Raw genomic sequence first — 18,925 nt, 5'->3', positions numbered from 1 at the left:
GCGCGCTCAGGCGCGGCGCACGGTGTCGACACCGCGGTTGGCCAGCACGTCGGCGCGTTCGTTGCCGGGGTGGCCGTTGTGGCCGCGCACCCAGCGCCAGTCGACCTTGTGTTCGGCCTGGGCGGCGTCCAGCGCTTTCCACAAGTCTTCGTTTTTGACGGGCTCCTCGGCCGCCGTCTTCCAGCCCCGTTTTTTCCAGCCGTGAATCCACTCCGAGATGCCCTTTTGCACGTATTGGCTGTCGGTGTGCAGCACGACGTCACAGGGCCGCGTCAGGATGCCCAGCGCCTCGATTACAGCCTGCAATTCCATGCGGTTATTGGTGGTGTTCAGTTCGCCGCCGAAAATTTCTTTTTCGTGGCCATCCGCCACCAGCAAAGCGCCCCAGCCGCCGGTGCCGGGATTGCCCTTGCAGGCGCCATCGGTAAAAATCTCTACTTTGCTCATGCTGCTGCTGGTCTTTCAAAAAGATGGATTATTCGCGATTGGTTGCCGGCACCGCCTTGGGCGCACCAGCACTGCGCCGGCTCCACGCCGATCCGATGATGGTGCCACCCTTGACCCGTTTGATGGCGTGCACGATGTAGACGGCACCGAAGTAGGGCCAGCCACGCTGACCGGCGTCTTCGAGAAAAGCGAAGCGCTGCAGCCACTTTGCGCTACGGCATGGCGGCGCGTAACAGCCGACATGACTGCGACTGACGCCCAGATTAAGCAATTTTAACCAGTCTTTCATGCGCGGCATAGAAATGAATTCGCCCGCTTCCGGCAAATATGGGCGGTGCATCAGCCGCCCCGTCGCCTGGCGCGCGCCCCACAGGCTGGCCGGATTGAAGCCGCAAATAATCAGTTGCCCCTCCGGAATCAGCACGCGCTCGACCTCGCGCAGCACCTGGTGCGGTTCGGCGGCAAACTCGAGCACGTGCGGCATCACCACCAGGTCCAGGCTGTGCGAAGCGAATGGCAATTCGGCAAAATCAAGGGCAACGGCAATCTGGCGGGCGTCGACCGACAGCGCCAGTTGCTCGGCACTGGAGGTGCGGGTGGCCGAGCGCCATTTATTTGGCATCCGGCTGGCAGCGAGCGCATCAATTTGCGGCAGGCCGATCTGCAGGGCGTTATACCCAAAGATGTCCGCAGTCAACTCATCAAGGCAGCGCTGCTCGTAGGCGCGCACGTAGGCGCCAGCCGGTGATTGCAGCCAACTGTCGAGGGCTATAATGGATTGTTGTGAGCTTGCGCTGTCCATGCTGGTTCGAAGCCCGTGTTTTAAAAGTGCGACCGTAAAAGTGCGGCTGTTTCGACAAATGCCATGCGTGCGCAACTGCTGTCATTGCAGAAGTCATTATGCATACCGGCGGGCAAGCGCCGCAAGTCCGTCCATGGTCTTTACTGACGCATCGTAGTTACATGTTTCAGTGACCTATTTTAGTGACCTATTTTAGTGACGCATTTTAATTCAGCGTTTTAATGACTCTTTCACTGGCGTCCCCGCCCCCGAAGCCATGACCGATACCACCCGCCACCCCTTGACCGTGCTTGCCGTCCCTGCTTTCAAGGACAACTACCTGTGGCTGATCCACGATGGCGTCGATGCCGCCGTGGTCGACCCGGGCGATGCCGCCCCTATCCTCGCCGCGCTCGATCGCCTGGGCCTGCGCCTTGCCGCCATTTTACTCACCCACCATCATGCTGACCATAGCGGCGGCGTGCCGGCCCTGCTGGCCCATGCGCAGGTTGCGGTGCTCGGCCCGCGCAACGATGGCATCGCCACCGTCAGCGTGCCGCTCGGCGAAGCTGATGTCATCAGCGTGCCCGGTATCGGCCTGCAGCTGCGCGTCATCGATGTGCCCGGCCACACGCGCGGTCACATCGCCTATGTCAGCGAGGCTACCGCCACGCCCTGGCTGTTCTGCGGCGACACCCTGTTCGCGGGCGGCTGCGGCCGCATCTTCGAAGGCACGCCGCAGCAAATGGCCAGCTCGCTGGCCAAGCTGGCAGCGCTGCCAGACGCCACCCTGGTTTATTGCGCCCATGAATACACCCTGGCCAACCTGCGCTTCGCCGATGCCGTCGAGGCCGCCAGCCCTGCGCTGCAGGCGCGCATCCGCAGCGACAGCGCCAAGCGCGCAGCAGGCATCGCCACGGTGCCGTCGACCATCGCGCTGGAAAAAGCCACCAATCCCTTCCTGCGCTATACCGAGCCGGCAATTGTCGCCAGCCTGATGGCGGCCGGCAAGCTGCCGCCGGGCGCGGCCCCGCTGGCGAGCTTCACGGCGCTGCGCGAGTGGAAGAACAGTTTCTGATGGGTGCAATCCGCGTCACCTTTTATTTTGATCCGGTCAGCCCGTACGCGTGGCTGGCCAGCAAGGCATTGCCTCGCATCGAGCAAATCGGCGGAGAAATTGCCTTTCAGCCGGTGCTGTTCGCTGGCCTGCTCAATGCGCACGGCCAGAAGGGGCCGGCCGAAATCGAGGCCAAGCGCCGCTATATCTTTCGGGATGTTATGCGCGAAGCGACCCGCGCCGGCCTGCCGTTCCGGGGACCGCCGGGCCATCCTTTCAATCCCCTGCAGGCATTGCGCATGAGCCTGGCGCTGACCGAACCGGGCGCGCGCCGTCGCTTTGCACTGGCACTGATGGATGCGTGCTGGGAACAGGGCGACGATGTCAGCGATATTGCCGTGCTCAAACGCATTGCTGCCGACTGCGCACTGGACGGCGACGCGCTCGAGGCGCAGGCGCGCCAGGCTGGCATCAAGGTGCAGCTGGCGTCAGATACCGAGCAGGCGATCAGGGATGGCGTGTTTGGCGTCCCCACCTTTAAGGTCGATGGTGACCTGTTCTGGGGCGCCGATCGCGTCCATTCGCTGCTGCGCTATATGCAGGGGGCGCGCATTGACGAGGCAGCGCTGGCGGCGATACTGGCGCGGCCGCCGCTGGCTGAGCGCTGAGATGCGCTGAGCCATCAACGGTATTCTTGTAGTGCCGTTCGGCAAGTGCAACTGGAACAGGCACCGAAAGGTGCCTGTTCCACACTGGTAGCAGCGAACGCCTGCCTGCCTTAGATTTCTTCGTACAGGGGCAAGGTCAAGAACTCTTCAAACTTGTCGGACGTGGCCATCGTCTCAAAAATCGATGCTGCCCGCACATAGCTCGGATTGTCGCCGTTCGGCGCATCGACTTTCACTTTGGCCAGCTCTTCAGGAATCATGGAGCGCACCATCTCAGCGGTAACCTTGCGGCCATCTTCCAGCACACCTTTGCTCGAACGAATCCACTGCCACACTTGCGAGCGGCTGATTTCGGCGGTGGCGGCGTCTTCCATCAGATTGTGAATTGGCACGCAACCATTGCCGGTCAACCAGCTGCCCAGGTAGTGGATGCCGACGTTGATGTTGTAACGCAGGCCAGCTTCCGTGATCGGCGCTTCTGGCTTGAAGTCGAGCAGCTGGGCGGCCGTCACTTCGACATCCATTCGCTGCTTGTCGACCTGGTTGGGACGCTCGCCCAGCACCTTGACGAATTCATCCATCGCCAGCTGCACCAGCCCCGGGTGGGCCACCCAGCCGCCGTCATAGCCGTCGGTGGCATCACGGGCCTTGTCGACGCGCACGCCGCCCATGGCGATGTCGTTCTTTTCCGGATCGTTCTTGATCGGGATCAGGGCCGCCATGCCGCCCATCGCCTGCGCACCGCGGTGGTGGCAGGTTTTCAGCAGCAGCAAGGCGTACGAGCGCATGAACGGCGCCGTCATCGTCACTTTCGGGCGGTCGGCCAGGCAAAAGTCTTTGTCGAGCTTGAATTTCTTGATGCACGAGAAGATATAGTCCCAGCGGCCAGCGTTCAAGCCGGCGCTGTGCTCGCGCAGTTCGTAGAGGATTTCATCCATCTCAAAAGCGGCATTGATGGTTTCGATCAACACGGTCGCCTTGATGGTGCCCTGTGGCAGGCCCAGCTCGGTCTGGGTCATGACGAAAATATCGTTCCACAGGCGCGCTTCCAGATGCGATTCGATTTTCGGCAGGTAGAAATACGGACCGGCGCCCCGCGCCAGCTGTTCCTTGGCGTTGTGGAACATAAACAGGGCAAAATCCAGAATGCCGCCAGAGACGCGCTTGCCGTCGACCAGCACGTGCTTTTCATCGAGGTGCCAGCCGCGCGGGCGCACGATCAGGGTGGCGATCTTGTCATTGAGCTTATACGACTTGCCCTTCTGCTCGAGGGTGATGGTGCCGCGGATCGCCTCCATCAAATTGATCTGGCCGTCGATCTGGTTGTGCCAGTTCGGCGTCTGCGAATCTTCGAAGTCGGTCATGTAGGCATCGGCGCCCGAATTGAAGGCGTTGATGACCATCTTGCGGTCGGTTGGACCGGTAATTTCCACGCGGCGGCATTGCAGCGCATCGGGAATCGGCGCGATTTTCCAGTCGCCGGCGCGAATGCTGGCGGTCTCTGGCAGAAAATCGAGACGCTCGCCGGCATCGAGGCGGGCGGCCAGCGCGACGCGCATGGCCAGCAGTTCCTGGCGGCGCGGCTCGAAGGCGCGCGACAGCTTGGCCACCAGTGCCAGGGCGTCGGCCGTGAGAATGTGTTCGAAGCCCGGTTCGATGGTGCCGTTGATGTCCATGCCGGCTGGGGTGCTAATACTCATGTTTCGCTCCTGTGATTGTGTGGTGTGCTACGCGCCTGCCGCTGTCCGTTTGGCGGGACCACTGCGGCACTGCACCAAGTGTGCCGGTACTCGGCTCTCTGCGGCCGTTGGCTCAGCTTGTGAACTGCAGTATATTCACTAAACATGCGCCAAACGAGACAATTTATATATTCATCTGTGCATTTTAGTCACAGATTCACCATGCGAAACGAGACGCCACCCTATGGGACAATTCCGCCAGATTTCTACCTTCGTCGAAGTGGTCGCGCGCGGCAGCCTGTCGGCCGCCGCGCGCGCCGAGGGCATTGCGCCGGCCATGATCGGCCGCCGGCTGGACGCGCTGGAAGCCCGCCTGGGGGTCAAACTGTTGCAGCGCACCACGCGGCGGCTGGCATTGACCAATGAGGGCGCCGCCTTCCTGGAAGACTGCCAGCGCATCCTTGCCGAACTCGAAGAAGCCGAGTCAGCGGTGGCCGAGCGCAGCGCGCGTGCCAGCGGACACCTGCTGGTGTCGGCGCCGGCCGGCTTCGGCCGCCAGCACGTGGCGCCCCTGTTGCCCAGCTTTCTGGCCGAGCACCGCGACGTCACCATCAACCTCAATCTGAACGACCGCCTGGTCGATGTGATCGGTGAAGGGGTCGATGTGGCCATCCGCATCGCCAGCCTGTCCGATTCGAGCCTGGTGGGGGTCAAGCTGGCCGATAACCAGCGCGTGCTGGTCGGCTCACCGGCCTACTTCAAGCGCCACGGCACTCCGCTTGCACTCGATGACCTGGCGCGCCACAACTGCCTGGTCATCAGCCGCGAAGGCAGCCAGCGCGGCTGGACCTTTCTCGACAATGGCAAAGCCGTCACCGTCAAGGTGGGCGGCAATATGCAGTGCAACGACGGCGAAGTGCTGCACGACTGGGCCCTGGCCGGCAAGGGGCTGGCCTGGCGTTCGATGTGGGAAGTCGGGCCGGAATTGCGGGCGGGCCGCTTGCGTAGCGTACTCGATCAGTATGCCGCGCCCGGCAATGATATCTATGCGATGTTCGCCCAGCGCCGTCACTTGCCGCTGCGCATACGGGCATTCGTCGATTTTTTGCGCCACACGTACAATCAGAGCGACTACTGGCGTCCAGAGCAGGCCTGAAAGGTCTGGCCGAGGCGCCTGACGAAAACGCAGGCGAAAAAAAATCCCCGGAAACCGAGGATTTTTGTTCGTTGCTTCAGGTACTAATTAGATAGCCTGAATGTTCGAAGCTTGCTTGCCTTTAGGGCCGGCGGTAACTTCGAAAGAGACGCGCTGGTTCTCTTGCAGCGATTTGAAGCCGTTCGACTGAATCGCCGAGAAGTGAGCGAACAGATCTTCGCCGCCTTCATCAGGAGTGATAAAGCCAAAACCCTTCGAATCATTGAACCATTTTACGATGCCAGTTGCCATTACAATTTCCTATTTCAGTTAAGTTGGGCTTGCGCCCGTTTAGATCGTTTGAAGAAGCAAGAAAGAAATGACAGACAGACTGCACTACTACCTCGAATCCAACGATCCCGTATTATACCGAATAAACCACAAAAAACACGGGTTCTGCAAAATTAAAGTACAACGGAGCTTGAAAATTCCAAACTTCAACTTTTTCCCGTCCAATTCAGCAGCGGCATGGGTCAATATAGGTGGACTTACCGATGCTGAGTTTGCGCTAGATCAAATGTTTTCTTGACCATTCTCGGTGGGGAAATTGTCAGCTCGTGCATCCACGCGCGCCCATTGCAAATAGTGTTCGAGACTGTGCAGCCAGCTGCGCCACTCGGCCGCACCGACCTGCTCAAATGCCTGCAGCACCCGCAGGCGCTGCTCGAGCACCCGGGCCTGGGTACCAAACGTGCGATAGCCGAAGGTGGCGGCCGAGCCGGCGATCGTGTGCAAGACGCGACGCAACTCTTCGGCCAGCGCCGCTGCCGGCTGCGCAGCATCGAACTGGACGGCCAGCGCCTGCAGGCGGACGATCGAGCCAGGCACGCCGGCGGCAAACTTGTCGCTCATCGCCCGCAGCCGTTCGAAAAACGCCTCGTCGACCGGCGGCGCCACTGCGGCGCCGTCGCCAGCCGTCTCCAGCAGCGCACCCTGTTTTGGCTGCGTCACTTACTTGGTGCCGAAAATGCGGTCGCCGGCGTCGCCCAGTCCTGGCACGATGTAGTCGTGATCGTTCAAATGCGAGTCGAGCGAGGCGACATAGAGTTTGACGCCCGGATGGGCGTTTTGAAATACTTGCACGCCTTCAGGCGCCGCCACCAGCGCCAGGAAAATGATCTGTTCGTCGCCGACACCGCGTTTTTTGAGGACGTCAACCGCGTGCACTGCCGAGTTGCCGGTAGCGACCATCGGGTCGCACAAGATGAAAATACGGTCGGCCGTGTCCGGCAAGCGCACCATGTATTCCACCGGCAAGTGGGTGACGGGATCGCGGAACACGCCGATGTGCCCCACCCGCGCCGACGGCACCAGTTCGAGCAAGCCATCGCTCATGCCGATACCGGCACGCAGGATGGGGACGATGGCCAGCTTCTTGCCAGCGATGACGGGAGCGTCGATCGTCACCAGCGGCGTTTCGATGCTGCGGGTGGTCAGCGGCAGGTCACGGGTGATCTCGTACCCCATCAACAGCGTGATTTCCTTAAGCAACTCGCGGAAGGTGCGGGTCGAGGTGTCGCGCTCGCGCATGTGCGACAGCTTGTGTTGAATCAGCGGATGGTTAAGGATGAAGAGATTGGGAAAGCGTGAGTCTTGGTTCATGGAGCGCATTCTGTCCTGGGTCGATGGTCGACGGTTACTTGTTTGATGTGAATACAGCTGTGAATTGAACTGTTACCACAGCGGTCCGCGCATTATCCCAGTCCTCGCCGAGCTTGTGCGGAATTTGGCAAAGAAATATCGGCGCACCGTCGCGCTTGCTTCGCTCCTTATATAGTTATGCCGTCAGCCAGTGCGCGCGCCAGAATGGCGGCGCAATCGATGCCCGGCGGCAGACGCCCGAAAGCGCCACCGACGTTGCCGCCTTCAGCGCCCTCGCCAAGGCGCGAGGTGACAAAGGCGCCGGCAACAAAAGCCGGGGCGTGCCGCAGCAGCAAGCCCGCCTGTACCGCCAGCACGATCCGTTCCGCCAGCCGGCGCGCACCGTACTGCGCGGCCTCGCCACCAGCGCCGTTGCGCAGATCGCCGAGCAGCGCTGCGGCGTAGCGCGCATAGTGAGGCGTCACCGTCGCCAGTTCCGGGGCGCCAGGCGGCAGCGCCAGTTCGGCTGCCAGCGCATCGAGCGCCGCCGGTGTGCGGGCGAACGCGCGTAACACGTCAAGGCACATGACGTTGCCAGAGCCTTCCCAGATCGAATTGACGGGCGCCTCGCGGTACAGCCGCGCCAGTGGCCCGTCTTCGACGTAGCCGTTGCCGCCCATCACCTCCATGGCTTCGGCGCACACGGCCGGCGCCCGCTTGCAAATCCAGTACTTGCCGGCGGGCGTGAGCACCCGCGCCAGCAGGGCGTCGCTGCTGTCGCCCTGCTCGCCTGCGCTATCGAAGCAGCGCGCCAGCCGCAGCGCGAAGGCGGTGGCCGCTTCCGATTCGAGCGCGAGGTCGGCCAGCACATTTTGCATCAGCGCTTGCGTGGCAAGCAGGCGGCCAAACACGGCGCGCCCGCGCGCATGGTGCAGCGCATGCGCCAGCGCCGCACGCATGATCGACCCGCTGCCGAGCACGCAATCGAGCCGCGTGTGTCCCACCATGTCGAGAATGGTGGCAAGGCCGCGCCCGGGCCGTCCCACCAGAAATCCGCTGGCGCCCGTAAATTCTACTTCGGCCGAGGCATTCGAGCGGTTGCCCAGCTTGTCCTTCAGGCGCTGCACGCGGATGGCGTTATGGCTGCCGTCGTCGAGAAAACGGGGCAGCAAGAAGCAGGTCAGACCGTGATCGGCCACCTGCGCCAGCACCAGGTGGGCGTCGGCCTGGGGCGCCGAAAAAAACCATTTATGGCCGACGATCTGCCATGCCCCCGCGGCGCCGTCCGCGCCCACGGTGGCGACCGTGGTGTTGGCCCGCACATCGCTGCCGCCCTGCTTTTCGGTCATGCCCATGCCAATGAGGACGCCGCGCTTTTGCGCGACCGGCAAGGGCCGCGGATCGTACTGGCGCGACAAGATCTTCGGCAGCCAGGCGGCGGCCAGCGCCGGCGCCACGGCGCCCGCGCGCGCCAGTGCCGGCACCGCCGCGTAGCTCATGGTGACGGGACACTGAATGCCGTTCTCGACCTGGCCAAACAGCATGAAGGCAGCCGCCCGCGCCACCTGCGCACCCGGCCCCGGCTGCTGCCATGGCGACGCCTGCACGCCCGCCGCGATCATCAGCGTCATCAAGCGGTGCCAGGCCGGGTGAAATTCGATGGCATCGATGCGCCGGCCGGCGCGGTCGACACTGTGCAGCCGCGGTGGATGGACATTCGCCTGGCGTCCCAGATCCAGCACCTCTGCGCTGCCCAGTTCGGCACCGAGCGCCGTCAGCGCCGCGCCCGCCCAGCCCGCCCCCTCACGCGTCACAGCCTCGCGCAGCGCGCTGTCACAGGTAAACAGGTTGACGTCGGCGAACGGCGGCGCCTGATTAAAAACCTCGTGGGTGTCAAACGGCAACATGTGCCCTCCACGGCAATCAGCGGGAATCTTTGGCAATCAACCAGCCGAGTGTGGCGCGGCGCTGTCGAATTGGCAAGCTGAGCAATTTGCGCTGGCGGATGGCGCTGTACCGCCACGGATTTACCTGTTGTCTTTTCACCACTTTCTAGCTGGAGTGGCACCCGCGGCGCCGCCCAAATCGGACGATAAACAACTGCGCAGGCTCAAAACTAGGTGCTTTGGGGCAATTATTTTCGATTTTGATGCGCTGAAGCATTTTTAGGTGATACATTTCATATTATTTTATCTAATGAACGCACACCGTTCCGCAGGATTGAGATTTTGCAAGACGCCGTTGTGATTATCCTTGGTAATTATTTGTTGTTATCATAACTGTTGTCCGCGGCAAATTGCCGCCGAGATTGGTCGTAACTTTCCGTCGTTTTTTGTTATTTGTCGTCCACCGTCTGAAAGCACGAACCTGCGATGCGTTCCACGTTACCTTTGATGCCGCAAGCCAACCTGCCCGATGCGCTCGATGAGCTCATGGAAGTGGCCGGCGATGCGGTGTTCCGCATCGATGCAGGCGGCCGCATCGTCCACGCCAGCCAGCGCGCGCAGCGCCTGTTCGGCAGCAGCCGTCCACTCAATGGCCTGGCCCTGCCCACCCTGACCATCGATGGCGACCAGCAGGCGCTGGAAGATGCGATCAGCGCCGCCGTCGACGCCCCTGACCAGGTGATCGTGTGCGTGCACCTGCAAGCCGAGGGCGCCACCCCCTGCCACGAATTACGCCTGCAGCGCCTCGCTGGCGGGGCCGGTCAGGCGCTGCCGCTGCTGCTGGTGGTCGGCCGCGACATTTCCGCCCAGCAGGCCACCGAGGCGCATCTGCGCCACATGGCTACCCACGATACCCTGACCGATCTGCCCAACCGCCTGCTGCTGTCGGACCGCATCCGCATGGTCATCTCGCATGCGCGCCGCGCGGGCCAGGATTTTTCGGTCGCCACCATCGGCCTCGACGCCTTCAAAAAGATCAATGACGGTCTCGGGCTGCCGGCCGGCGACGCCGTGCTGCGCATGGCCGCCGAGCGCCTGCGCAAGACGCTGCGCGACAGCGATACCCTGGCGCGCGTCGGTGGCGACGAGTTCGTCGCCGTGCTGCCCGGCACCCATACGGAAGCGCAGATCAAGCTCGTCACCGGGCGCCTGCTGGCCACCCTCCAGGCGCCATTCGAGATCGACCATCACACCGTGTACATCGGCGCCTCGATCGGGGTGGCGATCTACCCCCAGCATGCGGAAGACGAAGTGCGGCTGGTGGCGCTGGCCGACGCTGCCATGTCGCATGCCAAGGAGACCGGCAAATCGCGCTGCGTGGTCTACAGCGAGCGCCAGGCCGGCCCGCCGCTGCACGACATTTCGCTGGAAGCGGCGATGTTCCGCGCCGTGCGCGAAGGCGAATTCCAGCTGTACTACCAGCCCATCGTCGACACCGTCAGCCGCCAGATCCAGGGCTTCGAGACGCTGATGCGCTGGAAGCACCCAACCCTGGGCATGGTGCCGCCGGCGCGCTTCATTCCCATCGCTGAAACCAACGGCTTGATCAATCTGCTGGGCGCCTGGGCGCTGAAAGCGGCCTGCGTCCAGCTCAAGCAGTTCGAGCAGGTCGCCAGGCGCGCGCTGTACATCTCCGTCAACATCAGCCCACGCCAGTTCCGCAACGATAAATTTCTCGCCGTGCTAGACGACGCACTGGCGTTTTCCGGCCTGCGCGGCGAGCAGCTGGTGCTGGAAATTACCGAAGGAACCCTGATGATCGATCCGGCCCACGCCGAAACCATCCTCACCCGCATGGCCGAACGGCACGCCCGCATCGCCATCGACGATTTCGGCACCGGCTATTCATCGCTGGCTTACCTCAAACGCTTTCCCATTTCCGTGCTGAAGATCGACCGCGCCTTCGTCAAGGACTTGCCGGCGTCGACCAAAGATGCCGCCATCTGCAACGCCGTGCTCGACCTGGCCAAGCACCTGCAGCTGTCGGTGGTGGCTGAAGGGGTGGAAACGGAGGAACAGCTGGCCTTTCTTGAAGAGCGCGGCTGCCAGTACATCCAGGGCTACCTCACCGGCAAACCGATGACAGCGGCGGTGGCGATGGCAGCGCTGAAGGAAGATATGTACGCGGCCTTCCTGCCGCAGACGTCCGCCGCCGCGGCCGCCAGTGCGTCGATCGACGCCAACGATGCGCACAAGGAGGCGCCATGATGCAAACGCCGCAGCTATTACCAACTGGCGCGCGCGCGCCATCGTGTGCCGATGGCAGTGCCACCCTCAAGCTGCTGTGGGAGCGCGTGCGTCGGCAGGGCGACATGCCCGGCTTTGCGCGCACCATCGCCGCCATCCTCGGCGCCGTGCGCGGCGAAGATGAAGACGACTTCGACATGGCGCAGACGATGCTGACCGATCCGGTGTTGACCCAGAAAGTACTGCGGCTGGCCAACAGCAGCATGTATTCGGCCTTTGGCCAGAGCATCAACACGGTCACCCGCGCCATCATGGTGATCGGCACCGAGGCGATCGGCCACTTGGCAATGGGCTTGAAACTGGTCGAGGAATTGTCGAGCAATATCGACGACCCCACCGGCGCCCACATCGAGATGGAAAAAGCGGTGTTATCAGGCATGGTGGCGCACCAGGTGGCGCTCGGCGCGGCGGTGCCAGCGCCCGAGGAAGCGGTGGTCTGTTCGATGCTCCATGCGCTAGGCCGGATGATGGTGGCGTTCTATATGCCGGAAGCGTGGCAGCGCATGGGCGCGCTCGCTGGCACAGCTGGCATGGACGATGGCGATGAGGACGCCGCCGCGCTGCCGGTGCTGGGACTGACGATCGAACAGATCGGCCGCGCCGCCGCCGAAAACTGGGGCTTGCCCGCCAATCTGATCGGCGGCATGCGGCGCATCGGTGCCGGCAGCAGCGACCAGAAGCTCCATGATGCCGACTGGCTGTCGGCGGTGTCGACCATGTCGTCGCAATGCGCCGAGGCGCTGTGGCACGACGACGCAGCAGGCCTGCAAAAGGTCAACGACCTGGTGCACGGCTTTTCCGCCATGCTGGGGCTGGCGCCCGAGGTCCTGCTGCTATCGATCGAAAAAGCAAAAATCGCCGCCAGCACCGATCTGACCATCGCCCCCCTTTCCAAGCCGGCCGAGCGGCGCGCGCGCAGCCTGGCGTCAAGCCGCCGGCGCGACGCCGGCCACAAGGTGCTGGGCGCCGGCGTGGCCGACATGCGCGACTTCGTCAACGCCGCCACACCCGGCCAGATGATGTCGATGGCGCTCGAGACGGTCTACCAGGGCCTGAGTTTTTCGCGCGCCTGCGCCTTCATGCGCAGCCCGCGCGAACAACGCTACGTTGCCAAGATGGGCTTCGGCGCCGGCGTGCGCGAGCTGCTGCCGCTGATGCAGTTCGATGACCGTTACGAAGCGAACGTCTTTCATGCGGCGCTGTCGAACGACCGCGTGATCTTTATCGAAAACGCCCGCGATCCCAAGTTCGCCGCCAAGCTGCCCCTGTGGTGGAAAGACTCGCTGCGCGAAGCGAGCAGCTTTGTCATCCTGCCGGTGTGCAGCGATGGCAAGCCGGTCGGTTTTATTTATGGCGACTGGGACGCCAGCTATCCCGACATCGCCCTCAACGAAACCGAATTCGGCCTGCTCAACAATGTGCGGGCGCTGGTGGCCCGCTGCGTCGACCGCCGCCGCCAGATCGAGCTGGTGGCGGCCAAGAACCAGCTCAATTAAGGCTGCCGCTGAACTTCAGGCTGCGTCGAAGTTGCGTCGAAGTTGCGTCGAAGTTGCGTCTAACTGCCGTCTCACTTCGATCTAATTTCCGTCTAATTTCCGTCTAATTTCCGTCTAATTTCCGTCTAACTCGCGCGGGCAATGTCGGGGGTAGCAACCCGCACATCGCCACACTGGGCGCGGTGCATCAGCGCGTGATCCATCAACACCAGCGCCAGCATCGCCTCGGCGATCGGCGTCGCACGGATCCCCACGCACGGATCGTGACGGCCGAAGGTTTCCACCAGCACCGGCGTGCCATCCTTGTCGATCGAGCGGCGCGCGGTGCGAATCGACGAGGTCGGCTTGATGGCGATCGACACGGTGATGTCCTGGCCCGTCGAAATCCCGCCCAGCATGCCGCCAGCGTTATTGCCAACAAAGCCGGCCGGGGTCAGCTCGTCGCCGTGCTCGGAACCCTTTTGCGCCACCGAGCGAAAGCCGGCACCGATCTCCACTCCTTTGACGGCATTGATACCCATCATGGCGTAGGCGATGTCGGCATCGAGCTTGTCGTAGATCGGCTGGCCCAGTCCCACCGGCACATTGCGGGCGACGACGTCGATGCGCGCACCGATCGAGTCGCCGGCGCGGCGCAGTTCGTCCATCGCCGCCTCCATGCGGGCGATCAGCGCAGCGTCGCCGCTGGCGGCAAAGAACGGGTTGTCGCCCACATGCTGCCAGCCGTCGAACGGCACGACGATGTCGCCCAGCTGGCTCATGCAGCCCATCAATTCGGTGCCGTACTGCTGCTTGAGCCATTTTTTGGCGATCGCCGCCGCCCCCACCACCGGCGCGGTCAGTCGCGCCGACGAGCGCCCGCCGCCGCGCGGATCGCGCACGCCATACTTGTGCCAGTAGGTATAGTCGGCGTGACCGGGACGGAAACTGTCGGCGATGTTGCCGTAATCCTTACTGCGCTGGTCTTCGTTGGGGATCAGCAGCGCAATCGGGGTGCCGGTGGTGACGCCCTGGTAGACGCCCGACAGGATCTGCACCGTATCAGATTCCTGGCGCTGGGTGACGTGGCGCGAGGTGCCCGGCTTTCTGCGGTCGAGTTCGGGCTGGATGTCCGCCTCGGACAGCGCCAGCCCGGGCGGACAGCCATCGATGACGCAGCCGATGGCGGCGCCATGCGACTCGCCGAAGGTAGAAATAACAAACAACTTGCCAAAAGAATTGCCGGACATGGGGAGCGGTCGAAAATGGTTGATGCCCCATTTTACCAGTCGCGGCACGGTCCATCGCGATGGCAGCAGTGACGCCGGCAAATGTGAACTCGACAACATCAATTGTGTCGTCATTAGTGATTATTTTTCAATATTTAACACTCGTAGTCCCGGCAAACGCCCATGCGTGGTGGATTTCCGCGATATACTCGGACCGTCAGCCAGCCCGCAGTTAGGAGATGTACCCATGCCACCATCGCGCCCGCCCTTTGAAGCCATCAAGGACGATCCCGACGATCTGGTATTTGTGGAAGAGGCAGCGCCGGCCGCAGCGCTTCTCGCTGCGGACCAGCCGCAGCCGCAGCCGCAGCCAGTCTGGCGCGTGCTCATCGTCGACGACGATGCCGACGTCCACACCACCACCACCTTCGCCTTGGGCAACCTCGAGATGCAGTCGCGCCCGCTTGAATTTCTGCACGCCTACTCGGCTGCCGAAGCGCGTGCCCTGCTCGCCCGCGAAGCCGACATCGCCGTCATCCTGCTCGACGTCGTCATGGAAGAAGATGACGCCGGCCTCAAGCTGGCGCGCCATATCCGCGAAACGCTCAAGCTGGCGGACGTGCGCATCATCCTGCGCACCGGCCAGCCGGGCTACGCCCCCGAAATCGAGGCGATCCGCGATTTCGACATCAACGATTACAAGACCAAGTCCGAGCTCACCCGCATCAAACTGTACACCACGGTAACGGCGGCGGTGCGCTCGTACGAGCAGATCCGCGCGATCGGCAACAGCCGCAGCGGCCTCGACCGCGTAGTGCGCGCTGGGGTTGCCCTGATGGCCCTGCAGGGCGTGGCCGCCTTCGGCGCCGGGGTGCTGGGCCAGGTGGGCCACATTATCGGCCGCGATGCCGATGGCGTGCTGTGCGTGCACCATCCCTTCGACCTCGATGCCGCCGGCGCCAGCAGCCCAAGGCCGCACCTGCCGCGCCTGCCGCGCCTGCAGGTTGTCGCCGGCGCTGGCGCCTTCGGCCCGCTGGCCGGCAGCGCCCTGAGCGACGCCGCCCGCGCCGGCGGCCCCGCCAGCGCCGCCCTCGCCGCCATCGATGGCGCCCTCGCCGCCGGCACCAACGTGTTTACTGACCATGGCGCCACCCTGGTGTTCCACGGCAAAGGAGGGCGCCAGTTCGCCGCCCATATTCCGCTGGCCGCGCCGCTCGGCGACCTCGAACAGCGCCTGCTCGAGGTGTTTGGCGGCACCGTTGCGGTGGGCCTGGAAAACGTCGAACTGCTCAGCCATCTGCACACGGCGGCGTTCTACGACCAGCTGTCGAAACTGCCCAACCGCACGCGCCTGGTCGAAATCCTCGACGCCACCCTCGACAGTCCGGCGCGCGCCAGCGCCATCCTGTCGCTGGTCGACCTCGACCATTTCGCCGAAACCAACGACGCCCTCGGCCACCAGTTCGGCGACCTGCTGCTGGCCGCCGTCGCTTACCGGCTGCAGCATTGCGGCGGCCTCGACCTGACGGTGGCGCGCATCGGCGGCGATATTTTCAGCGTGCTGGGCGACGCCTCGGTGGTCAATCCGGCCCACATCCTGGCGCTGTTCGCCACGCCGTTTTCCATCGATGGCCAGGACGTGCGGGTGTCGGCCACCATGGGCCTGGTGCGCCTGATCGAACACGACGGCAGCGGCGCCGATGCCCTCAAGGACGCCGATATCGCCCTCAAGCGGGCCAAGGTGCAACAGCGCGCCGGCCACTTTTATTTTTCGCGCAGCATGGGGGTGGAAATTCGCGAGCGCGTGCGCCTGATGCACGCGCTGCGCACGGGCTTTGCGGCCGGCCAGCTGTTCGTTGCCTATCAGCCGCAGGTCGACCTGGTCAGCCGCCGTCCGGTCGGTGCCGAAGCGCTGCTGCGCTGGCGCACCGACGATGGCACGCTGGTCTCGCCCGCCGTGTTCATCCCCATCGCCGAGTATTCCGGCCTGATCATCGAAATCGGCGAATTCGTGCTGCGCAGCGCCTGCCACGAGCTGGTGCGCCTGCGCGCCGCCGGCCACCTCGATTTCACCATGTCGGTGAACGTCTCCCAGGTACAGTTCCGCCACCCGCTGTTTTTGCAGATGCTGCGCACGGCGCTGGCCGAGACCGCAGTGCCGCCGCAGTTCGTCGAACTGGAAATCACCGAATCGATGGCGATGGAAGAGCCGCAACTGCTCATTGCCATGCTGGCGGAAATCAAGCGCACCGGCGTCACCATCGCCATCGACGATTTCGGCACCGGCTTTTCATCACTGTCCTACCTGCAGCGGCTGCAGATCGACCGCCTGAAGATCGACCGCGCCTTCGTCACTGAAATTACCCACTCGGCACGCGGCAGCAGCATCGCCGAAATGGTCATCCAGCTGGGCCGCAACCTGGGCTTGACGGTGGTAGCCGAGGGCGTCGAAGACGAGCGCCAGGCGCATATCCTGCAACTGCTGGGCTGCCCGATGGGCCAGGGCTTTCTGTTCGCCCGGCCGATGCCGCCCGCCGAGCTGCAGCAGTGGCTGCGCGAGAATACCCCGGCCTGAAGCCGGGCCGGGGCAAGCTTGCGCCCGTCGCCGTCGTTTAATCGGGCTGGTCGACTTCCGCTGGCCAGTCCCGAATATATGCCTTGAGCATGCGGTTCTCGAAGCTTTGCGCTTCCAGCACGGCGCGGGCGACGTCATAAAACGAGATCACTCCGAGCAGCGTTTTGGCATTCATGACGGGCAGATAGCGCGCATGCTTTTCCAGCATCATGCGGCGCACTTCGTTGACCTCGGTGTCCGGGGTGACGGTGATCGGATGGTCGTCCATGTGCTTGCGCACGGTGCCGGCGCCCACCGAGCCATTGTTCTTGTGCAGCACCTTGATCACTTCGCGAAAGGTCAGCATGCCGACCAGGTCGCCATACTCCATCACCACCAGCGAGCCGATGTCCTTGTCCGCCATGGTATTGACGGCGTCGACGATGAGCGTGTCGGGACTGGCGGTGTACAGGATGTTGCCTTTTACCTCGAGAATTTCGGAGACTTTCATGGCGGCTACCCTTTTCGGCTGAAGTTGTGGTGTAGCGGAGGCTGCGGGTACGGCTGGGCTGGTGGACATGTGAACCTGGAAGATAAAAGCGAATGTAGCCGAAGCGTAGCAAAAAATCCAGCGGCGCGGTGAAAGCGCCTGAAAAAACGCGCTGCCGGGGTGCGTGCTGCGGCACCCGCACCGTGCCCGGCGAGCACAAACGGTGCTACGATGCCGGCCATTGCATCTACCTGCGAGTCCACCATGAGCGCTCCCCATTATCCGGGTTTCGACACCCTGTCGCTGCATGCCGGCAGCACGCCCGACCCGACCACCGGCGCCCGCGCCACCCCACTGTATTTCACGTCCTCGTTTGCCTTCAAGGACTCCGACCACGCGGCCTCGCTGTTCAACATGGAACGCGCCGGCCACGTCTATTCGCGCATATCGAATCCCACCAATGCGGTGCTGGAAGAGCGCATCGCCGCCCTCGAAGGTGGGGTGGCAGCCATTGCCACCGCCAGCGGCCAGGCCGCCATGCACCTGGGCTTGGCGACGATTGCCGGCGCCGGCGCCCACGTGGTCGCTTCCAGCGCCCTGTACGGCGGCTCGCACAATCTGCTCGCTTACACCCTCAAGCGCTTCGGCATCAGTACCACCTTCGTGCACCCGCGCGACATCGATGGCTGGCGCGCCGCCATTCGCCCTGAAACGCGCCTGCTGTTCGGTGAAACGCTGGGCAACCCCGGCCTCGATGTGCTCGACCTGCCGACGCTGTCGGCGCTGGCGCACGACCATCACCTGCCGCTGCTGGTCGATTCGACCTTTACCACGCCGTACCTGCTGCGGCCGTTCGAACATGGTGCCGACCTGCTGTTCCACTCGGCCACCAAGTTCCTGTGCGGGCACGGCACCGCCATCGGCGGCCTGCTGGTCGAAGGCGGCAGCTTCGACTGGCAAGCCGCTCACGAGGCCAGCGGCCGCTTCGGCGAACTGTGTGAACCATATGACGGCTTTCACGGCATGGTGTTTGCCGAAGTGTCGACGGTGGCACCGTTTTCGCTGCGCGCGCGGCGCGAAGGCTTGCGCGACTTTGGCGCCGTCATGAGTCCCCACAACGCCTTCGCCATCTTGCAAGGCGTCGAGACGCTCAGCCTGCGCATGGAACGCCATGTCGCCAATACCCGCAAGGTGATCGACTTCCTGCTGCAGCAGCCGGCGGTGAGTTCGGTGGCCTATCCGGAGCTGGCCAGCCACCCGGACTACGCGCTGGCCAAGACCCTGCTGCCGCGCGGCTGCGGCGCCGTCTTCACCTTTAATGTAAAAGGCGACCGCGCCGCCGGCCGCCGCTTCGTCGACGCCCTGCAAGTGTTTTCGCACCTGGCCAATGTGGGCGACGCCAAGTCGCTGGTGATCCACCCGGCCTCGACCACCCACCTGCGCGTGCCGGCCGAGCAACTCGCTGCCAGCGGCATCGGCGAAGGCACCATGCGCCTGTCGGTCGGACTGGAAAACGTCGACGACCTCACCGACGACCTGGCGCGCGCCCTCAAACTGTCGCAGAAAGGAGTCTGAC

16 protein-coding genes are annotated in these 18,925 nt (G+C 63.5%); 7 read left to right on the top strand and 9 right to left on the bottom strand.

Annotation, left to right across the window (positions count from 1 at the left end; translation table 11 throughout):
• Window positions 1–6: 6 nt before the first annotated feature.
• Both rnhA and ACP7BZ_RS19080 read right to left on the bottom strand, forming a co-directional pair.
• The gene (rnhA, locus tag ACP7BZ_RS19085) at window positions 7–447 is read right to left on the bottom strand and encodes a ribonuclease HI (RefSeq protein ID WP_426116057.1); all 441 of its coding nucleotides are present in this window, start codon (window positions 445–447) and stop codon (window positions 7–9) included.
• A 28-nt stretch (window positions 448–475) separates the two neighbouring features.
• Window positions 476–1,249, bottom strand: a complete 774-nt coding sequence (locus ACP7BZ_RS19080; RefSeq protein WP_426116055.1) for a class I SAM-dependent methyltransferase — start codon at window positions 1,247–1,249, stop codon at window positions 476–478.
• Between the two features lie 256 nt (window positions 1,250–1,505).
• Here ACP7BZ_RS19080 and gloB point away from each other — a divergent pair, with 256 nt between their 5' ends.
• Both gloB and ACP7BZ_RS19070 read left to right on the top strand, forming a co-directional pair.
• Window positions 1,506–2,306, top strand: a complete 801-nt coding sequence (gene gloB, locus ACP7BZ_RS19075; RefSeq protein WP_426116053.1) for a hydroxyacylglutathione hydrolase — start codon at window positions 1,506–1,508, stop codon at window positions 2,304–2,306.
• Entirely contained in the window at window positions 2,306–2,953 is a 648-nt protein-coding gene (locus ACP7BZ_RS19070; protein WP_426116051.1) for a 2-hydroxychromene-2-carboxylate isomerase, read from the top strand. Before gloB ends, ACP7BZ_RS19070 begins: the two co-directional genes overlap by 1 nt.
• A 110-nt stretch (window positions 2,954–3,063) precedes the next feature.
• Here ACP7BZ_RS19070 and aceB read toward each other — a convergent pair whose 3' ends face one another.
• Window positions 3,064–4,653 carry a malate synthase A gene (aceB, locus tag ACP7BZ_RS19065; RefSeq protein ID WP_426116049.1) on the bottom strand — a complete coding sequence of 530 codons (1,590 nt, stop codon included), beginning with the start codon at window positions 4,651–4,653 and terminating at the stop codon, window positions 3,064–3,066.
• Window positions 4,654–4,876: 223 nt separating this feature from the next.
• Here aceB and ACP7BZ_RS19060 point away from each other — a divergent pair, with 223 nt between their 5' ends.
• Window positions 4,877–5,788 (top strand): LysR family transcriptional regulator, encoded by a 912-nt coding sequence (locus tag ACP7BZ_RS19060; RefSeq protein WP_426116047.1) that lies wholly within the window; start codon window positions 4,877–4,879, stop codon window positions 5,786–5,788.
• An 87-nt stretch (window positions 5,789–5,875) separates the two neighbouring features.
• On the opposite strand, the gene ACP7BZ_RS19055 is transcribed toward ACP7BZ_RS19060, so the two are convergent.
• From ACP7BZ_RS19055 to ACP7BZ_RS19040, 4 genes are all read right to left on the bottom strand, one after another.
• Window positions 5,876–6,079, bottom strand: a complete 204-nt coding sequence (locus ACP7BZ_RS19055) for a cold-shock protein (RefSeq protein ID WP_426116045.1) — start codon at window positions 6,077–6,079, stop codon at window positions 5,876–5,878.
• A gap of 261 nt (window positions 6,080–6,340) precedes the next feature.
• Window positions 6,341–6,778, bottom strand: coding sequence for an Hpt domain-containing protein (locus tag ACP7BZ_RS19050; protein WP_426116043.1), 438 nt, complete (start codon window positions 6,776–6,778; stop codon window positions 6,341–6,343).
• Entirely contained in the window at window positions 6,779–7,429 is a 651-nt protein-coding gene (gene upp / locus ACP7BZ_RS19045) for a uracil phosphoribosyltransferase (protein ID WP_426116041.1), read from the bottom strand. It abuts the gene before it with no gap.
• 167 nt (window positions 7,430–7,596) lie between these two features.
• Complete coding sequence (locus ACP7BZ_RS19040) at window positions 7,597–9,315, bottom strand: isovaleryl-CoA dehydrogenase (RefSeq protein WP_426116039.1); 1,719 nt, start codon at window positions 9,313–9,315, stop codon at window positions 7,597–7,599.
• A gap of 465 nt (window positions 9,316–9,780) precedes the next feature.
• On the opposite strand from ACP7BZ_RS19040, the gene ACP7BZ_RS19035 reads away from it, so the two are divergent.
• Both ACP7BZ_RS19035 and ACP7BZ_RS19030 read left to right on the top strand, forming a co-directional pair.
• Entirely contained in the window at window positions 9,781–11,562 is a 1,782-nt protein-coding gene (locus ACP7BZ_RS19035) for an EAL domain-containing protein (RefSeq protein ID WP_426116037.1), read from the top strand.
• Window positions 11,559–13,097 (top strand): HDOD domain-containing protein, encoded by a 1,539-nt coding sequence (locus ACP7BZ_RS19030; RefSeq protein WP_426116035.1) that lies wholly within the window; start codon window positions 11,559–11,561, stop codon window positions 13,095–13,097. Before ACP7BZ_RS19035 ends, ACP7BZ_RS19030 begins: the two co-directional genes overlap by 4 nt.
• 125 nt (window positions 13,098–13,222) lie before the next feature.
• Here the strand turns inward: ACP7BZ_RS19030 and aroC are convergent, their stop codons facing one another.
• Window positions 13,223–14,326: a chorismate synthase gene (aroC, locus tag ACP7BZ_RS19025; RefSeq protein WP_426116033.1), complete on the bottom strand. Its 1,104-nt coding sequence runs from the start codon at window positions 14,324–14,326 to the stop codon at window positions 13,223–13,225.
• A 226-nt stretch (window positions 14,327–14,552) separates the two neighbouring features.
• Between aroC and ACP7BZ_RS19020 the strand changes: the two genes are divergently transcribed.
• On the top strand, window positions 14,553–16,880 hold the full coding sequence (locus ACP7BZ_RS19020) for a two-component system response regulator (protein WP_426116031.1): 2,328 nt from the start codon (window positions 14,553–14,555) through the stop codon (window positions 16,878–16,880).
• 37 nt (window positions 16,881–16,917) lie between these two features.
• On the opposite strand, the gene ACP7BZ_RS19015 is transcribed toward ACP7BZ_RS19020, so the two are convergent.
• A complete protein-coding gene (locus ACP7BZ_RS19015) occupies window positions 16,918–17,370 on the bottom strand; it encodes a CBS domain-containing protein (RefSeq protein WP_426116029.1) in 453 nt (150 codons plus the stop codon).
• Window positions 17,371–17,613: 243 nt separating this feature from the next.
• Here ACP7BZ_RS19015 and ACP7BZ_RS19010 point away from each other — a divergent pair, with 243 nt between their 5' ends.
• A complete protein-coding gene (locus ACP7BZ_RS19010) occupies window positions 17,614–18,924 on the top strand; it encodes an O-acetylhomoserine aminocarboxypropyltransferase (protein WP_426116027.1) in 1,311 nt (436 codons plus the stop codon).
• Window position 18,925 lies beyond the last annotated feature (1 nt).

Source organism: Massilia sp. PWRC2 (assembly GCF_049896725.1).
Lineage (GTDB): Bacteria > Pseudomonadota > Gammaproteobacteria > Burkholderiales > Burkholderiaceae_D > JAFCUW01.
The sequence above is the reverse complement of the archived record's forward strand: the minus strand, read 5'-3'. Positions and strand labels throughout refer to the sequence as shown.